Source organism: Rahnella sp. BCC 1045, from assembly GCF_019049615.1.
GTDB lineage: Bacteria > Pseudomonadota > Gammaproteobacteria > Enterobacterales > Enterobacteriaceae > Rahnella > Rahnella contaminans.
In genome coordinates this window covers 1-18,038 of the sequence record NZ_JAFMOZ010000143.1, presented here as the reverse complement: position 1 = coordinate 18,038, position 18,038 = coordinate 1, and the positions used below count along the sequence as shown (strand labels likewise).

19 protein-coding genes are annotated in these 18,038 nt (G+C 52.6%); 4 read left to right on the top strand and 15 right to left on the bottom strand.

Annotated features, from left to right (window positions below; genetic code table 11):
• Positions 1–10: 10 nt before the first annotated feature.
• Together thiL and pgpA are read left to right on the top strand one after the other, a co-directional pair.
• The gene (thiL, locus tag J1782_RS23265) at positions 11–997 is read left to right on the top strand and encodes a thiamine-phosphate kinase (protein ID WP_165059290.1); all 987 of its coding nucleotides are present in this window, start codon (positions 11–13) and stop codon (positions 995–997) included.
• Between the two features lie 62 nt (positions 998–1,059).
• Positions 1,060–1,548, top strand: coding sequence for a phosphatidylglycerophosphatase A (gene pgpA / locus J1782_RS23260; protein ID WP_101075798.1), 489 nt, complete (start codon positions 1,060–1,062; stop codon positions 1,546–1,548).
• Positions 1,549–1,634: 86 nt separating this feature from the next.
• Here pgpA and J1782_RS23255 read toward each other — a convergent pair whose 3' ends face one another.
• The 4 genes from J1782_RS23255 to xseB all read right to left on the bottom strand — a co-directional run bounded on the left by J1782_RS23255 (position 1,635) and on the right by xseB (position 5,819).
• Positions 1,635–2,609: an aldo/keto reductase gene (locus J1782_RS23255; protein WP_152327861.1), complete on the bottom strand. Its 975-nt coding sequence runs from the start codon at positions 2,607–2,609 to the stop codon at positions 1,635–1,637.
• 150 nt (positions 2,610–2,759) lie between these two features.
• Positions 2,760–4,622, bottom strand: a complete 1,863-nt coding sequence (dxs, locus tag J1782_RS23250) for a 1-deoxy-D-xylulose-5-phosphate synthase (RefSeq protein ID WP_217153983.1) — start codon at positions 4,620–4,622, stop codon at positions 2,760–2,762.
• 18 nt (positions 4,623–4,640) lie between these two features.
• Entirely contained in the window at positions 4,641–5,570 is a 930-nt protein-coding gene (ispA, locus tag J1782_RS23245; protein ID WP_217153982.1) for a (2E,6E)-farnesyl diphosphate synthase, read from the bottom strand.
• A 6-nt stretch (positions 5,571–5,576) separates the two neighbouring features.
• On the bottom strand, positions 5,577–5,819 hold the full coding sequence (gene xseB, locus J1782_RS23240; protein ID WP_013576657.1) for an exodeoxyribonuclease VII small subunit: 243 nt from the start codon (positions 5,817–5,819) through the stop codon (positions 5,577–5,579).
• Positions 5,820–6,094: 275 nt separating this feature from the next.
• On the opposite strand from xseB, the gene thiI reads away from it, so the two are divergent.
• Positions 6,095–7,543 (top strand): tRNA uracil 4-sulfurtransferase ThiI, encoded by a 1,449-nt coding sequence (gene thiI / locus J1782_RS23235; protein WP_217153981.1) that lies wholly within the window; start codon positions 6,095–6,097, stop codon positions 7,541–7,543.
• 68 nt (positions 7,544–7,611) lie between these two features.
• Here the strand turns inward: thiI and yajL are convergent, their stop codons facing one another.
• From yajL to J1782_RS23220, 3 genes are read right to left on the bottom strand one after another with little or no spacing between them, the layout of a single operon-like run.
• The gene (gene yajL / locus J1782_RS23230; RefSeq protein WP_165059296.1) at positions 7,612–8,220 is read right to left on the bottom strand and encodes a protein deglycase YajL; all 609 of its coding nucleotides are present in this window, start codon (positions 8,218–8,220) and stop codon (positions 7,612–7,614) included.
• Positions 8,183–9,094 (bottom strand): 2-dehydropantoate 2-reductase, encoded by a 912-nt coding sequence (panE, locus tag J1782_RS23225; RefSeq protein ID WP_217153980.1) that lies wholly within the window; start codon positions 9,092–9,094, stop codon positions 8,183–8,185. The genes yajL and panE overlap by 38 nt, the downstream gene beginning before the upstream one ends.
• The gene (locus J1782_RS23220; protein WP_208949887.1) at positions 9,091–9,351 is read right to left on the bottom strand and encodes a hypothetical protein; all 261 of its coding nucleotides are present in this window, start codon (positions 9,349–9,351) and stop codon (positions 9,091–9,093) included. Before J1782_RS23220 ends, panE begins: the two co-directional genes overlap by 4 nt.
• Here J1782_RS23220 and J1782_RS23215 point away from each other — a divergent pair.
• On the top strand, positions 9,335–9,826 hold the full coding sequence (locus J1782_RS23215; RefSeq protein ID WP_132965051.1) for a YajQ family cyclic di-GMP-binding protein: 492 nt from the start codon (positions 9,335–9,337) through the stop codon (positions 9,824–9,826). The genes J1782_RS23220 and J1782_RS23215 overlap by 17 nt on opposite strands.
• An 80-nt stretch (positions 9,827–9,906) precedes the next feature.
• Here J1782_RS23215 and J1782_RS23210 read toward each other — a convergent pair whose 3' ends face one another.
• The 8 genes from J1782_RS23210 to J1782_RS23175 all read right to left on the bottom strand — a co-directional run.
• Positions 9,907–11,205 carry a Gfo/Idh/MocA family protein gene (locus J1782_RS23210; protein ID WP_217153979.1) on the bottom strand — a complete coding sequence of 433 codons (1,299 nt, stop codon included), beginning with the start codon at positions 11,203–11,205 and terminating at the stop codon, positions 9,907–9,909.
• A gap of 168 nt (positions 11,206–11,373) precedes the next feature.
• Positions 11,374–12,738, bottom strand: coding sequence for an MFS transporter (locus tag J1782_RS23205; protein WP_217153978.1), 1,365 nt, complete (start codon positions 12,736–12,738; stop codon positions 11,374–11,376).
• Positions 12,739–12,910: 172 nt separating this feature from the next.
• Complete coding sequence (gene cyoE / locus J1782_RS23200) at positions 12,911–13,795, bottom strand: heme o synthase (RefSeq protein ID WP_112287502.1); 885 nt, start codon at positions 13,793–13,795, stop codon at positions 12,911–12,913.
• 18 nt (positions 13,796–13,813) lie between these two features.
• Complete coding sequence (locus J1782_RS23195) at positions 13,814–14,146, bottom strand: cytochrome o ubiquinol oxidase subunit IV (protein WP_013576648.1); 333 nt, start codon at positions 14,144–14,146, stop codon at positions 13,814–13,816.
• A complete protein-coding gene (locus tag J1782_RS23190) occupies positions 14,146–14,760 on the bottom strand; it encodes a cytochrome o ubiquinol oxidase subunit III (RefSeq protein WP_152327869.1) in 615 nt (204 codons plus the stop codon). Before J1782_RS23190 ends, J1782_RS23195 begins: the two co-directional genes overlap by 1 nt.
• Positions 14,750–16,741, bottom strand: coding sequence for a cytochrome o ubiquinol oxidase subunit I (cyoB, locus tag J1782_RS23185; RefSeq protein ID WP_152327870.1), 1,992 nt, complete (start codon positions 16,739–16,741; stop codon positions 14,750–14,752). The genes J1782_RS23190 and cyoB overlap by 11 nt, the downstream gene beginning before the upstream one ends.
• A 3-nt stretch (positions 16,742–16,744) precedes the next feature.
• Positions 16,745–17,704, bottom strand: coding sequence for a cytochrome o ubiquinol oxidase subunit II (gene cyoA / locus J1782_RS23180; RefSeq protein WP_152327871.1), 960 nt, complete (start codon positions 17,702–17,704; stop codon positions 16,745–16,747).
• A gap of 153 nt (positions 17,705–17,857) precedes the next feature.
• On the bottom strand, positions 17,858–18,038 hold a 181-nt coding region (locus tag J1782_RS23175; RefSeq protein WP_217153977.1), incomplete at its 5' end, for a hypothetical protein.

Below are 18,038 nucleotides of genomic sequence, written 5' to 3'. Positions count from 1 at the left end.
GAATTGTACTATGGCATGCGGCGAATTTGATGTAATCACTCGCTACTTCAACAGGTTCAGAACCGCCCGACAGGATGTTCAGTTAGGCATTGGTGATGATTGTGCCTTGCTGACGGTGGGCGAGAAGCAACTTTTAGCAGTCAGTACCGATACTCTGGTCGAAGGCATCCATTTTCTCAAAACGATTTCACCGGCTGATCTTGGCTACAAAGCGCTGGCCGTTAACCTCAGCGATCTGGCTGCTATGGGCGCCGATCCTGCCTGGGTTTCTCTGGCGCTGACGCTTCCTGAAGTGAACCCTGACTGGTTGCAGGCATTCAGTGACAGCCTCTTCGACCAGCTCAATTATTACGGTATGCAGCTGATTGGCGGTGATACCACCCGCGGTCCGCTGAGCATGACCCTGACTATTCAGGGGTTAGTGCCCGCTGGTCGCGCATTAACACGCGGTGGCGCTGGTGTCGGAGACTGGATTTTCGTCACCGGCACGCTGGGCGACAGCGCGGCGGGTCTGGCAATCCTTCTCCAGGAGCTGAATGTCAGTGATATTCCAACCCGCGATTTCCTGCTGAAACGCCATCTGCGTCCGTCACCCCGCGTTTTGCAGGGGCAGGGATTGCGCGATTTAGCGACCTCAGCGATCGACCTGTCCGACGGGCTGATTTCTGATCTTAAACATATACTGAATGCCAGCGAATGCGGCGCGCGTCTGGATCTCGATGCGATCCCGTTCTCCGATGCCATGAAGTCGGTTGCTGACCATGAACAGGCGCTGAAATGGGCGCTGACGGGCGGCGAAGATTACGAGCTGTGCTTTACCGTACCGGAAATCAACCGTGGCGCGCTGGATGTTGCGCTCAGCCATCTGGGCGTTGATTTTACCTGTGTCGGGCAAATTGCTCCGCATTCCGAGGGCCTCAAATTTATGCGTTCCGGGGCTGCCGTTGAGCTTGAATGGCAGGGGTTCGATCATTTTGCCGGTAGGGAGTTGTTGTGAATATAAGCCGTAAAAAACGCCCGGCAGGGTACAAAGGAAAAACCGGTGATCCGGTGCAGGACATGGCGGCCGCGAAAAAGCGTCTGAACCTGCGTAATCCGTGGCACTTACTGGCAACCGGTTTTGGCAGCGGATTATTCCCTGTCGGACCGGGCACTGCAGGCTCCATCGCCGCGATCCCTTTCTGGATTGTCATGACGTACCTGCCGTGGCAGGTGTATTCCATGATCGTCATGTTCAGTATCTGTATCGGCGTATATTTGTGTCGCCAGACTGCGCGTGACATGCGGGTTCATGACCACGGCAGTATCGTGTGGGATGAGTTTGTTGGCATGTGGATCACGCTGATGGCGATCCCCGTAAACGACTGGCGCTGGGTGCTGATCGGATTTATCGTTTTCCGCGTGCTGGATATCTGGAAACCGTGGCCGATCCGCTGGTTTGATCGCAACGTTCAGGGCGGGATGGGGATCATGATCGATGATGTGGTCGCCGGTGTTCTGGCTGCCGCAATTATCTATCTGGTGGGACATCACTGGCCGTTGTTCTGAACTGATTTGCTGTGACGTGATGTCAAAGGCGCTGCCGGTTTCGCGCAGCGCCTTTTTACCTTTCAACCGCGTATCAGCCGCTGTGATTATTTAAAACCAGTGGCCACGTGCGGTACATACGCCATTTCCAGCTCTGCAATTTCTTCTGCTGACAACGTAATGTCTAGCGCGCCAATAGCATCCGTCAGATGCGCAGGGCGGGATGCACCGATAATCGGTGCGGTCACGACGTGCTTACTCAGGATCCACGCCAGCGCGATCTGCGCACGCGCCACCCCGTGATCTTCAGCGATTTTACCCACGCGTTCAGCGATTTTACCATCGGCCTCATCGGTGGCGTCATATAGCGTTTTGGCAAAATTATCGGAAACAGAACGTGCCGTGGTTTCTCCCCACGGACGGGTCAGTTTGCCGCGTGCCAGCGGACTCCATGGCAGCACCGCAATATTCCTTTCCAGGCATAGCGGATACATTTCATTTTCTTCTTCACGCTGGATAAGATTGTATTGATCCTGCATCGACACAAAGCTCGCCCAGCCGTTTTGTGCCGAGACATCCAGCGCCTGTTTAAACTGATGGGCGTGCATGGATGATGCGCCGATAAAACGTGCCTTACCGGCTTTGACGACGTCATTCAGCGCTTCCAGCGTTTCTTCAATGGGCGTTTCGTAATCCCAGCGGTGGATTTGCAGCAGATCGACATACTCCATGCCAAGGCGGCGCAGGCTGTCATCAATGGATTGCATAATCGAAGCGCGTGACAGCCCCGGCTTCAGGCCGGTGACGGCGTTGTAAACCTTGGTCGCCACGACAATCTCATCACGCTTTGCAAAGTCCTTCAGCGCGCGGCCGACGATTTCTTCGCTGCTGCCGTCGGAATAGCTGTTGGCGGTATCAAAGAAATTTATTCCCGCCTCAAGCGCCTGTTTAATGATCGGGCGGCTGCTTTCTTCGGGCAGTGTCCATGCGTGGGTTCCGCGATCCGGTTCACCGAACGTCATACAGCCAAGGCACAGGCGTGAGACATTCAGGCCGGTTTTTCCGAGAATAGTGTATTGCATGACATCTCCTGGTCAGGATGAATTGAAATCAGAAAGTCGTGAAAATGATTAGCACGCTATAACTGTAGCTTACTGAACGCCAGGATTGGGTGACGGGGGAAAAAGTTAGAAAGGAAAATCCCCTCTTTCAGGCTGAAAGAGGGGAAAAGGCTAGGCCAGCCAGTCGGTGATCTGACGGTCGATGCCTTCAGCGTCCAGCCCCAGATCGTGACGGATTTCGTCCTGTGTGCCTTGCGGAACAAAGTTGTCCGCCAGGCCGATATTGAGCACCGGCACCAGAATGCGTTTGGACATCAGCAACTCATTCACGCCGCTGCCCGCACCACCCATAATGGCGTTTTCTTCCAGCGTCACCAGCACTTCATGGCTGGCCGCCAGTTCCTGAATCAGAGCCTCATCCAGCGGTTTCACAAAACGCATATCCACGACGGTGGCATTACGTTTTTCAGCCGCTGCCAGCGCGTCCGGCAGTAAAGTACCGAAGTTCAGGATGGCAACTTTCTCGCCTTCACGACGCACAACGCCTTTGCCAATTGGCAGCGACGCCAGCGGTTCACAGGTTGCGCCCGTGCCGTTGCCGCGCGGATAACGCACGGCAACCGGGCCGCTGTTATGGTGATAACCGGTATGCAGCATCTGGCGACATTCGTTTTCATCGCTTGGCGTCATGATGGTCATGTTCGGAATGCAGCGCAGGAAAGACAGGTCGAAAGCGCCCTGATGCGTCTGACCATCTGCCCCGACGATGCCGCCACGGTCAATGGCGAACAGCACTGGCAGATTTTGGATGGCCACATCGTGGATCACCTGATCGTACGCGCGTTGCAGGAACGTCGAGTAAATCGCGACAATCGGCTTGTAGCCGCCAATAGCCAGACCGGCGGCAAAAGTCACGGCGTGCTGTTCAGCAATTGCAACGTCGAAATACTGCTGCGGATATTCACGCGAGAAGCGCACCATGCCGGAGCCTTCACGCATCGCAGGCGTAACCGCCATCAGTTTGCTGTCTTTGGCTGCGGCCTCGCACAACCAGTCGCCGAAAATTTTCGAATAAGTAGGCAGACCTTCTTTGCTTTTTGGCAGCGTGCCGGAAGCCGGATCGAATTTCGGCACTGCGTGGAAACTGATTGGATCCTTTTCCGCTGGTGCGTAACCTTTGCCTTTTTTGGTCATGATGTGCAGCAATTGCGGGCCTTTCAGCTCGCGCATGTTTTTCAGCGTTTGCGCCAGCGCAACGACATCGTGCCCGTCAACCGGCCCGATATAGTTAAAGCCCAGCTCTTCGAACAGGGTGCCTGGCACCATCATGCCTTTCAGATGTTCTTCGGTACGGCGCACCAGTTCTCTAATCGGTGGCAGACCGGACAACACTTTTTTACCGCCTTCACGCAGATGCGAGTAGAGTTTTCCGGACAGCAACTGCGCCAGATGATTGTTCAGCGCACCGACGTTTTCGGAAATCGACATCTCATTATCATTGAGGATGACCAGCATGTCAGGTTTGATATCGCCCGCGTGGTTCATGGCCTCGAAAGCCATCCCGGCGGTGATTGCGCCATCGCCAATCACGCAAACGGTGCGCCGGCCTTTGCCTTCACGCTCGGCGGCAACGGCCATGCCGAGACCCGCACTGATAGATGTCGAGGAGTGGCCCACGGACAACGTGTCATATTCGCTTTCGCCGCGCCAGGGGAACGGATGCAGCCCGCCTTTCTGGCGGATGGTGGAAATGCGTTCGCGACGGCCGGTCAGAATCTTGTGCGGATAGGCCTGATGGCCGACATCCCAGACAACGTGGTCGAATGGCGTGTTGTAGACATAGTGCATCGCAACGGTCAGTTCTACCGTTCCCAGACCGGACGCAAAGTGTCCGCTGGACTGGCTGACGCTGGCCAATAAATATTGACGCAGTTCGTCACAGAGCTTGGGCAGACTCTCTTTAGGGAGTGAGCGGAGATCTTCGGGATTCTCCGCCAGCGCCAGTGTCGGGTATTTGGCTAATTCAAGACTCATCAGTTGCTCATAGTAAGTTTAATTATCGCGTTCAATGATAAAGCTGGCTAACGCGAGAAGTGGCGCTGTGTTGTAAGAAAGTGCAGCCAGCTGATCCAGTGCGGAAACGGCTTCCTGATACAGATCCATCGCTTTGGCTTTTGCGCCGTCCAGCCCCAGCAGGGCAGGGTAGGTACTCTTCCCGAGCTGCTGATCAGCGCCCTGACGTTTGCCGAGCGTAGCGGTGTCGCCAATCACATCCAGAATATCGTCCTGAACCTGAAACGCTAAGCCGATAGCTTGTGCGTAGTTATCCAGTATAGGCAAAACGGCACGTCCGGTTTCACCGGCAGCCAGCGCACCCATGCGCACGGCGGCGCGGATCAGCGCACCGGTTTTATGGCGGTGGATTTTTTCTAACGCTTCAAGACCCACCTGCTGGCCTTCTGCGGCTAAATCCAGTGCCTGACCGCCACACATGCCGCTGGCTCCGCTGGCGCTGGCCAGTTCGGAAATCATCGACAGGCGGTCTTTCACGGCCACGTCCGGCATATCACCATCGGCGAGAATCGAAAATGCCAGTGTCTGTAGTGCGTCACCGGCAAGAACAGCATTGGCTTCGCCAAATTTAATGTGGCAGGTCGGCTGGCCACGGCGCAAATCGTCGTCGTCCATCGCAGGTAAATCATCGTGGATCAGCGAATACGCGTGAATACATTCCACGGCGGCGGCTGGCGCATCCAGATTCTTCAAATCAAGGTTGAACAGTTGTCCGCTGGCGTAAACCAGATACGGGCGCAGGCGTTTACCGCCCAGCAGCGAACCGTAACGCATCGCGTCCACCAGCGGTAAATCCGCCAGAGGTTGTGCGCTGACGTAGGCCGTCAGAACGCAATCGACACGCTTTTGCATGGCACGAAGTTCGCCAGTAAAGCTGTCAGAAGAAGATAAGGAGATCGCTTCAGACATGACCAGTTACTCTGCTTCCGGGGTGAACGGAGTCAGCGGAGCATCGTTGTCGCTGTCGAGCAGGATCTGAACACGCTGTTCTGCCTGTTGCAGCTTTTGCTGCCCCTGACGTGCCAGCTGGACGCCTTGTTCAAATTCGTTCAGCGCATCTTCCAGAGGCAGCTCGCCAGACTCAAGGCGGGAAACGATCTGTTCCAGTTCGGCCAGGGCCGTTTCAAAATTGGCAGGTGGTGCAGATTTTTTTGGCATAATTCTCTTTTGATATCGTTGATCAGAATTGATGATCAGAGGTCTGAGCCGCAGAGCCGGTTTTCAGCCTCGAGAGACATTCCTGTTCAGCATGACATCTGCTGTCGGGTTTTGTGCGCAGAGTACGCATTTTAAGTGATATACTCTGCGCCGCAGATATTATTGCTAAGCCCAATGTGGCACATAACATACATCTGGCTTAGCAATAATAGGATCCTAGATCCTTATTCAGCGACTTACTACCCCGTTTTTTCACCCGCTAACAAAAGACTGCCATGAAGTTTATCATTAAATTGTTCCCTGAAATCACCATCAAGAGCCAATCTGTGCGTTTGCGCTTCATTAAGATCCTCTCAAGCAGCATCCGCAACGTTGTGCGGCCGCATGATGAGACGCTGGCAGTAGTCCGCCATTGGGATCATATCGAAGTTCGCAGCAAAGACGAAAGCAAACACGATCTGATTCAGGAATTACTCTGCCGTATTCCAGGTATCCGTTATGTTGAAGAAGTGGAAGACCGTCCTTACACGGATCTTCACCATATTTTCGAACAAACGCTGGAAGCCTATCGTGCTGAAGTAGAAGGAAAAACGTTCTGCGTACGCGTTAAGCGTCGCGGTAAACATGATTTTTCTTCAACCGAAGCGGAACGCTACATCGGCGGCGGCCTGAATCAGCACGTCGAATCTGCGAAGGTCAGCCTGAAAGATCCGCAAGTGACGGTTAAACTCGAAATCAACGACGATCAGCTGGTGTTGGTAAAAAGCCGGCTCGAAGGTCAGGGCGGTTACCCGATTGGCACGCAGGAAGATGTGCTTTCGCTGATTTCCGGCGGTTTCGATTCCGGCGTGTCCAGTTATATGCTGATGCGTCGCGGCTGTCGTGTGCATTATTGCTTCTTCAATCTGGGCGGCGCGGCGCATGAAATTGGCGTGAAACAGGTAGCACATTATCTGTGGAACCGTTTTGGCAGCTCACACCGCGTGCGTTTCATCTCAGTCGATTTCGAACCGGTTGTGGGTGAAATCCTCGAAAAAGTCGAAGACGGTCAGATGGGCGTTGTCCTGAAACGTATGATGATTCGTGCCGCCTCTTCCATTGCTGAGCGCTACGGCGTTCAGGCGCTGGTCACTGGTGAAGCGCTCGGTCAGGTGTCCAGCCAGACACTGACCAACTTACGCCTGATCGACAACGTATCTGACACGCTGATCCTGCGTCCGCTGATTTCCCACGATAAAGAACACATCATCAAGATTGCCCGTGAAATCGGCACGGAAGATTTTGCGAAAACTATGCCTGAATACTGTGGCGTGATTTCCAAAAGCCCGACCGTGAAAGCCGTGAAAGCGAAAATCGAAGCCGAAGAAGCGATGTTCGATTTCAGCGTGCTGGATAAAGTCGTCAGCGAAGCGCGAAATGTCGATATCCGCGAAATTGCAGCGCAAGCCGCAGAAGTCGTGCCGGAAATTGAAACGGTCGCTGAATTTACGTCAACCGATATCGTGCTGGATGTCCGTGCGCCGGATGAAGTCGACGCGCAGCCGCTGACACTGGAAAACGTTGAGGTTAAACCTCTGGCGTTCTACAAACTTGCGACTCAGTTTGGCGATCTCGACCAGACCAAAACCTATCTGTTGTATTGTGACCGTGGCGTAATGAGCCGTTTGCAGGCGCTGTATCTGAAAGAACAGGGCTTTGATAATGTAAAAGTCTATCGCCCATAGTCATTAAGCGTTAACCAAAATAAAGGGGTTCAGCCATGCTGAGCCCCTTTTGCTTTGCGGCATCCGGATTAGGATTCGCGTGCGCCTTCGTCGGTGTAGTTATAAATACCTGGCGCCAGAACCAGTTGTGCGGCAATTTCTGCGGCTTTGGTTTTGCCCAGAAGCAGGTCGATAATTTTAAGTGCGAACTCCATGGACGTTCCCGGCCCCTGGCTGGTGAGCAGGTTTACGCGCGGATCGAAAATCACCCGGCGATCGGACCATTTGTTCGGATCGATTTTGTCTTTCAGGCCCGGAAAACCGGTCATGTTACCGACAGGGAATAAATCGTGATATTCCAGCACCAGCGCGGGTGCGGCGCAGATCGCCGCCACGATTTTACCGCTGACGTGCATCTGACGGACTTTCTCCACCAGCAGCGGGCTTTCACTGAAACAGGTCGCGCCGCCAAGGCCGCCGGGCAGAACAACGACGTCGTGGTCGTCATCGGCGACATCCACCAGCGCGGCGTCTGCCAGAATACGCACACCGCGTGAACAGCGGATTTCAAGATTGCCATCCCCCGCAACGCTGGCGGTGGTGACGTGGATACCGGCGCGAACCAGCAAATCAATCACGGTGACGGCTTCAATTTCCTCGCTACCAGGTGCCAGGCAGACCAGTACCGATGCGCTCATAGTCGTTTTCCTTTCTTTTAATTTGTTCAAATAATCGGGTATTAACCGGCAGGTTGAGTCCGTATTTGCGTCCGCGACGCAGCAGATAGCCAGTAATGTAATCAATCTCAGTGTGACGCTGGTTGCGGATATCCTGCAACATGGAAGAGTGATTGGCGGCGGTGGAATCAATCACCTGATAAATAAAGCTCAGCAGCGATTCACTGTGAATTTCCACGCCTTCAATCGCCATGACCTGCGCGACTTCCTGACAGATTTGTTCAATCTGGTCGGCATACGCCAGCAAATCCCCGTTGGTACATTCGTAGGTGGCGGTCAGAGGATTAATCACGCAGTTCACCGCCAGTTTATTCCACAGCGACGGCTTGATGTTGTCGTGCCACGCGACGTCCGGCAGCGCGTGATGCAGCACATCTGCCAGCGAACTCAGCGCCGCAGCGCGTGGCGAAACTGGCCCGATATGCGTGGCACCAGTGGCAACGTGGAGAATGGCATTGCCTTCGTGACGCGCCGCGTGCGTGGTTGCGCCCTGCAAAATCGCCAGCCGGTTTGGCGGCAATTCATCGACGGTTCCCATGCCGTTGTGCAGCAGTAATATCGTGCAATTATCGTTCAGCATCGGCATCAGCGCGCTGACGGCTCCGGAAACCTGCCAGGCTTTGAGGGTCACGAGCAGTAATTCGCTTTGCGCCAGATGCTCAGGATCGTTGGTGGGCAGGTTACGGTTAAAGGCGATGCCTTCGGGGGAAATCACGTTGACGGCACAAAATGGCTGCGGAATACGTATCCAGCCCTGAACGTCGTGGCCTTGCTGATAAAGTGCTGAAAGCCAAAGTTGCCCCAGCGCACCACAACCAAGAACTGTTATTTTCATTGTGCCTCCCGGGAAATGCGGCGAAAACCGCCGTTAAAGCCGGTTGTAGAAAGAATATTCTGCTGTCCGGTTATCTTATTAGTATAGACATTTGTGCTGTACATCACATTTCCACCTGTACTTTTTGACCATTGGAGCATTTCATGTTCGGTGGTTTGCTGTTGTTTGGCATCGACGGTTGAAGGCGGTATTATGCACGCCATATAACGTGCAATACAAAAACTACAGGGAGAAGCGATTATGCCGTCTTTTGACATTGTTTCCGAAATCGACATGCAGGAAGTGCGCAACGCCGTGGAAAATGCCAGCCGTGAACTGCAAACCCGCTGGGATTTCCGCAATATTCCGGCCAGCTTCGATCTCAACGAGAAAAACGAGAGTATCAAAGTGGCCAGTGAATCTGATTTTCAGGTTAATCAGCTGGTTGATATTCTGCGTGAGAAGTTAGCTAAACGCGGCATTGAAGGCGGGGCGCTGGAAATTCCTGAGCAGATGGATCACAGCGGTAAAACGTACAGCGTTGAAGCTAAACTGCATTCTGGGATTGAATCCGCGCTGGCGAAGAAAATCGTCAAGCTGATCAAAGACAGTAAAATCAAAGTGCAGGCGCAGGTACAGGGCGACGAAGTTCGCGTCACCGGCAAAGCGCGTGATGATTTGCAGGCCGTGATGGCGTTAATCCGTAACGGCGATTTAGGCCAGCCCTTCCAGTTTAAAAACTTCCGCGACTAATAGCCTTCGACCTTCGCGCTGCAGATGCGTTGACTGGCGGGAATATTAAAGGGACGCTGTGCGTCCCTTTTTTATGGTGGTCACTTCGGCTGGCGTAGCCTTTTCACCAGTTCGAAGTCTTTAAAGTAGATCGGTTTATCGTGCTGCATTGAAAGATTTCCGGCGACCCCGGTCAGGATCGACATCGCTCCGGCCCGATGATCGGCCGCGCGTTTTAACGGATCATCTTTGCGCTCGCCGAACAGGTCTTCCAGCATGGCATTATCGCCGCCGCCATGACCGCCTTCTCCCAGCTGGAATTGGGCTTTCCACGGTTGTGCAAATAACGGGTAAACCGTGATTTCTGCTGTTTCGATACTGCCTTCATTCTCACGTTTACCACCGGCATTCACGTAAGACATTTCGACGATTTTCATTTCAATGCGGCCTTTGGTGCCGTTGAACACCACGTTCAGTCCTTCCCACGGCAGATACGCATTCAGCGAATAAGTCAGCTGCACTTTGTTGTGGTATTTCACCAGCACCGATAGCGTATCTTCAATATTAATGCCGTCGCTGAATACGCTCTGGTCGCGGAAATAGTTATCCTCATGCTCGGCATCCAGGTACAGCGCTTTGAGCTGCGCATTATCTTCCATGTGCAGAGCAAACGGATCGTTCTGCGCCTGCGGATAGCCATGTGCACGCGGATAAAATTGAGTCACGCCGCGCTTCTCGGCATTCTCTTTTCCGTAAAAACGCAAATCACCTTGGGCATACACTTTTTCCGGTGTGCTGTTCAGCCAGAAGTTCATCAGGTCGAAGTGGTGGGTGGATTTATGCACCAGCAGGCCGCCGGAATTGCGTTTTTCACGGTGCCAGCGACGGAAATAATCTGCGCCGTGTTCGGTATTGAGCAGCCATTCAAAGTGCACAGAAAGCACTTCGCCGATGGTTTCATGCTGGAGTAGTTCGCGGATTTTGCTGTGATGCGGGGCGTAGCGGTAATTGAACGCGACGCGAACCTGATAGCCCGTGGCATCGACAGCATCCAGAATGCGCAGCGCGCGCTGTTCATCAATGGTCATTGGCTTTTCAGTGATGACGTCACAACCGGCGTGCAGGGCGCGGACGATGTAGTCGTCGTGGGTGCGATCCATGCTGGTGACAATCACGATCTCCGGTTTAGTTTCGTCGAGCATTGCAGAGAAATCGGCAGCTTTCCATGTTGATACACGGGCGATGCCACTCTGCTCAAGCTGGCGGTTTGCATAATCCATTCGCGTCTGGTTTGTATCGCAGAAGGCCACAAATTTTGCGTTGTGGCGGTATTTGCCGGTGATCGCTTCAATGTACAAACCTGAGCGACCACCGGTGCCAACGAGAGCATATGTTTTCATGAGATCCTCAATAGGCCCGAAAGCCGTCATCACTGACAAAATTTTGTTAAGGAATTCTTGAGGATAATGATTACTGGGTTTTTTTAAGTGAGGAGAGTCACGCGGTGGGGATAAAATTGAAACGCTGTGCCAGTTTGCAGGCACAGCATTTATTAACGTCAGAGGGCGTCAGGCAGCGCTGACCAGTTGTTCGAGAGCCTGGCGGTTGGTCTGTTTGGTATCGACCTTCACGTAAGCACTGAATTCTTCCGGTACGACTACCGCTTCTGCCACGCCCGGCTGGGCCAGAATGCGCGCCTGAAGGGCGGAATCTTTTACCGCCAGTTCAGACAGCGTAATGCGCAGGCTGCTGACGTACGGCGGTTCGGTCATAGTAGAACTGACCAGCAACCAGACAATGGCGATCGCTGCGCAAACCAGGAACACCGCGCCAGCACCTGAGTTTCCGTATACGTAACCGCCTAAGCTGCCGCCGATCGCCACGCCGATAAACTGGCTGGTGGAATACAAGCCCATCGCGGTGCCTTTGTATCCTGCCGGAGATTCTTTGCTGATAAGCGAGGGCAGAATAGCTTCCATGACGTTAAACGCCAGGAAGAACAGCTGGATACCGGCAATCACGGCCCATAAATGCAGACCCGCCGACCACAGCACGATTTCCGCCAGCAACAGTACTGCGACACAGCCCATGAATACCTGTTTCATGTGGCGTTTTTTCTCGGCGTAGATAATGACCGGAATGACGGCAACGAAAGACGTAAGCATGGTGATCAGGTAAACGCGCCAGTGTTCGCTTGGCGGGAAACCTGCGTGTTCCATCACTTGCGGTAACACCACAAAACTCGACATCAGCAGGATATGCAGACACAAAATTCCGAAATTGAGTTTCAGCAATTTGGCGTTGCTCAGCACTTTACCGAAGCTGCCTTTCACCATGCTCGATTCACGATTAAGAATGTGCGTGGCAGGGGAGGGCACCACGGCAACGGTAATAATGATGCCGAGAATAGTCAGTACTGCGATGGCCCAGAACAGGGCGTGTAAGCCCCACGCGTGCGTGATAATCGGGCCGAGGACCATCGCAATTGCAAAGGTAATGCCGAAGCTGATGCCGATAAACGCCATTGCTTTGGTGCGGTTCTGTTCGCGGGTCAGGTCAGACAGCAGGGCCATGACGGCGGCGGCAATCGCGCCGGAGCCTTGCAGGGCACGACCAATGATCACGCCCCAGATAGATTCGGTTGAAGCAGCCACAATGCTGCCGATGCAGAAGATGACCAGACCAAAGACGATCAGGGGTTTGCGGCCCACGCGGTCAGAAAGCAGTCCAAACGGGATCTGGAAAACGGCCTGTGCCAGTCCGTAAATGCCTATGGCGATGCCGATCAGTGCTTCGCTGGCGCCGGAGAGTTTCATGCCATAAGTGGTCAGTACTGGCAGAACCATGAACATGCCAAGCATGCGCAAAGAAAATACTGTCCCTAGTCCCCATGTAGCCCGACTTTCCTGCGGGGTCATCTGGTTATCGTTCACATTACTACCTCAAAATAACAATCCGACATTTTAATGATTAAGCCGGCCTGGGTAAAACGATGGATCTTTAGCAGATATTACGGGATTTGCCTGATGCTCAAAGCAAAAGAAAAGGCCAGTATTGCTACTGGCCTTTCGCTATGATTTCAGAGCGTTACACTGAAATTGTGTGTTACCAAACGTAGGTCAGCAACGATGTTGGCGCAGAATTAAAATCCACGGACATCATGAAGCTCAGCGACATGATAGTGATGATGGAAAAACCAAACAGTTTTCTCGCCCACACCACGTCGTTTTCCGTTTTGTAACCCTTCAGTGCCATGCCCAGCCACCAGATACTGACAGCGGCGGCAACGACCAGGTATTTATACCCTGCGTAACCGCTCAGGGTCAGCATCAGCGTCGCAATCATAAACGCCAGAATGTAGACGATAATATGATGTTTGGCGACAGAGATGCCTTTCACCACTGGCAGTACCGGGATGCCTGCTGCCTGATAATCTTTGAAGCGGAAGATGGCAATCGCGTACGAATGCGGCATCTGCCACAGGCTGAAGATCAGAAGCAGGATCAGGGCACCGGTATCGAACTGGCCTGAAACGGCGCAGTAACCGATAACCGGTGGCGCTGCGCCAGACAAGCTGCCGATCAACGTGCCGTATACCGAGTTGCGTTTCATGTACAGGCTGTAAACGCCGACATAAACCACAAAGCCCATCACTGCCAGCCACATCGCCAGCGGATTTGCTCCGATATACAACAACGCAAAGCCCGCAATACCCAGAATGGTCGCGTAAACCAGGCTTGTTTTCGGCGGAATAAGCCCTTTCACCAGGACCCGGTTCTTCGTTCTTTCCATGATCCGGTCGATGTCGCGGTCGATAAAGTTGTTAAATACACAACCCGATGCGACAACCAGCGAAACACCCACCAAAGTGGCGAGAAAGAGTGGGAAGTCGATGCTGCCTTTGGCAGCAAGGAGGAATCCCCCGATGACAGAAATTAAGTTGCCGAAAATAATTCCTGGTTTCGTTACTTGCAGGTATTGCTTAATCATCACGTGCAGCTCGGCTCTTTAACTGACCATCATATTGAGGTTGAGGTTATACATAATCCACAATGAGCCCACAACGACGATAAAGATAATCACAGCGGTGAACAGAAGTGCCACCAGGTTCCAGCGCTCTTCCGACGACGTATTCATGTGCAGGAAGAACACCAGATGGACAACGATCTGGATGATTGCGGACGCAACCACGGTACCCAGGATCAGTGAATGTGATGCCGTGTCGGTCATGACCATGGCAAACGGGATCACCGTCAGGATAACCGACAAGATGAAGCCAATCGCATATGACTTCAGGCTGCCGTGGCTTGCGCCACCATGGGAAGTAGCAGAATGACTCATTACATCGCTCCCATCAGATAAACAACGGTAAACACGCAGATCCACACTACGTCCAGGAAGTGCCAGAACAGGCTCAGACACATCAGACGGGTTTTGTTAACTTCAGTCAGACCGCGACGTGAAACCTGAACCATCATGGTCAGGATCCAAATCAGGCCACAGGTCACGTGCAGACCGTGGGTGGCGACCAGTGCAAAGAAGCCAGACAAGAAACCACTGCGCTGCGGGCCATAGCCTTCAGCAATCAGGTGATGGAATTCATAGAGTTCCATCCCGATGAAGCCTAAACCGAACAGGAATGTCAGGAACAACCAGCCGTTAACGCCTGCTTTGTTACCCTTGTTCATGGCCAGCATGGCAAAGCCGTAAGTGATACTACTGAACAGCAGGCAGAAGGTTTCTACCAGCACGAACGGCAGTTCAAAAATGTCTTTACCAGTGGGACCGCCAGCGGTCCCGTTTACCAGTACTGCATACGTTGCGAACAGGCTCGCAAACAGGATGCAGTCACTCATCAGGTAGATCCAGAAGCCGAAGACTTTGGTTGCACCTGCGTCGTGGTGCCCATGCTCAGCATGGGCTTCATCGTGGTGAGTCAGAGTATCAGTTGCCATGTTTCACACCTGCTTTACGGATTTGTTCAAAATGCTGGTTTTCAATACGTTCCACTTCTTCAACTGGCACGTAGTAATCAACATCTTCGTCGAAGCTTTTCGCAATCCAGGTCGCAGCCAGGGCAATGAAGCTCACTGCTGCCAGCCACCAGATATCCCAGATTAATGCGAAACCACAAACCAGGCTCAGCATAGCGATGATGAAACCGGCGCCGCTGTTACGTGGCATATGAATCGGTTCATATTTAGCAGGCTGCTTGTAAGCGGTACCTTTCTCTTTCATGTCCCAGAACTCATCACGGTCGTGAATTTGCGGCACGATAGCGAAGTTGTAGAACGGAGGAGGAGAAGAGGTTGACCACTCCAGAGTACGTGCGCCCCACGGGTCACCGGTCAGATCACGGTTCTGGTCGCGGTCGCGAACAGAGACGAAGATCATGATCAGCTGGCAGAGGATACCGATAGCAATCAGTGCAGCACCACATGCTGCAACAACCAGCAGCGGGTGGAACTCAGGATCGATATTCTGGCTGACGCGACGGGTCATCCCCATGAAGCCCAGTGCATACAGAGGCATGAACGCAACGAAGAAACCGATGATCCAGAACCAGAATGAACGCACACCCCATTTTTCGTTCAGCGTGAAGCCGAAGGATTTAGGGAACCAGTAAGTCAGACCAGCGAAGCAACCGAAGACCACACCACCGATGATAACGTTATGGAAGTGGGCAATCAGGAACAGACTGTTGTGCAGCACGAAGTCAGCACCCGGAACCGCCAGCAGAACGCCAGTCATACCACCAACGGAGAAGGTGATGATGAAGCCCACGGTCCACAGCATCGCCGCGTTAAGCGTGATACGGCCCTGATACATGGTGAACAGCCAGTTGAAGATTTTTACCCCAGTCGGGATAGAAATGATCATCGTCATGATGCCGAAGAAGGCATTGACGTTGGCGCCTGAACCCATGGTAAAGAAGTGGTGCAGCCAAACGATGAACGACAACACGGTGATGGCGATGGTTGCCCATACCAGCGAGGTGTAACCGAACAGACGTTTTTTGGAGAAAGTTGCAGTAACTTCCGAGAACACACCAAATACTGGCAGAACCAAAATGTACACTTCCGGATGGCCCCAGGCCCAAATCAGGTTGATGTACATCATCATGTTGCCGCCCATATCATTCGTGAAGAAATGGGTGCCCAGATAACGGTCTAATGTCAGCAGTGCAACAGTCACGGTCAGAATCGGGAAGGACACGATAATCAACACGTTGGTGCACAGTGCGGCCCAGGTAAATACCGGCATTTTCATCAGCGGCATGCCTGGTGCGCGCATCTTCAGGATGGTCGCAAAGAAGTTAACACCGGTCAGCAAGGTCCCGACACCGGATATCTGGAGACTCCAGATCCAGTAATCTACCCCGACTCCCGGACTGTATTCCTTACCTGACAGTGGCGGATAAGCCAGCCAGCCGGTCTGTGCGAACTCGCCAACACCCAGAGAGATGTTGATAAGCACCACAGCCGCGGCGGTGAACCAGAAGCTCACGTTGTTCAGGAACGGGAACGCAACGTCGCGCGCACCGATTTGCAAAGGAACCACCACGTTCATCAGACCGATTACGAAAGGCATCGCCATGAAGAAGATCATGATAACGCCGTGCGCGGTAAAGATTTGGTCATAGTGATGAGGCGGCAGGAAGCCCGGTTCACCTGCAGAAGCAAGAACCTGCTGGCTACGCATCATGATCGCATCGGCAAAGCCACGCAGCAGCATGACGAAGGCCAGAATGATGTACATGATACCTAATTTTTTGTGGTCGACAGACGTCAGCCACTCGGTCCACAGATACTTCCACTTACCGAAATAGGTGATGCCGGCAAGAACTGCCAGGCCACCAATGATAATCGCGGCAACTGTGACCATGATAATCGGTTCATGATACGGAACCGAATCAAGCGTTAATTTTCCGAACATCGTTTATTCCTCGGCTCCGGCTGCGTGAGACTGTCCACCCATATCCATGCCTTTCATGTCACTGCCGGCTGGCATTGGCATGGTATGACCTTCTGGCGCTGCCTTCATGTCATGCATGGAGTATTTGCCAATGATTTCTTTGAACAAACCAGGTTTTGCTACAGAGAAGTATTCGACCGGGTTGTCGATACTCTGTGCAGCCAGTTTGTTGAAGTCATCAGTGGTTGCCAGCTGGTTCGGTGCGCTTTTCACTTTTGCTACCCAGGTGTCGAAATCGGCACGGGTTGGAGTCGCAATTGTGTTGAACTTCATGCCAGAGAAGCCGCGGCCGCTGAAGCTTGCTGAGATGCCCTTATAGGTACCCGCCTCATTTGCAATCAAGTGCAACTGAGTCTGCATACCGGCCATCGCATAAATCTGCCCGCCTAACTGAGGAATAAAGAACGAGTTCATCACAGAGTCAGAAGTGACTTTGAACTGAACCGGCACATCTTTAGGAATGACGAGCTCATTAACGGTAGCGATGCCCTGTTCCGGATAAATGAACAACCATTTCCAGTCCAGAGAAACGACTTCAACCGTCATCGGTTTTTCGTCAGTCACGATAGGCTTGAACGGATCAAGCGAGTGGGTGGTTTTCCAGGTAATCGTTGCCAGAATGGCAATGATTATAATTGGAACTGTCCAGACGACGGCTTCAATTTTGTTGGAGTGGGACCAATCAGGACTGTATTTTGCTTTTGTGTTGGAAGCACGATACTTCCACGCAAAGGCAAACGCCATGATAATAACTGGTATAACGACGATCAGCATTAAACCAATCGCTGTTAAAATCAGCGTTCTCTGCTCAAGTCCAATTGCTCCCTTGGGATCCATCAATGCCGTATTGCAACCGCTCAACATTAACGCGGAGGCAAATAAGGACAACATCCCAATACTTTTATTGTATTTCTTAAGTCTCATCTAACGACCTCAATAACTAGGGCTCTATTGTCGCTTCAGGTGTGCGGGCATTTTACGGGAAGGTTGCAGGACTGTAAACACGCTTAAACAAGTGTCAAAGCGCTGTTGACACTTTATGTTAACGCAGTCACACATGTCACGGATCGTGACAATTTACAGTGGGCAACAATATGTTGCGTATAGATTTTTTTCTATAGTGATGAAAAACAAGGGGTGATACATTTTCAAATATTTATGGCCGTCCATAATCCCGGCAATAGGTTTAATTAATGTTAAATTAATGTAGAAACCAAGTGAAATAAAACACACAAAAAGAACCGGAGAAAAATTATCC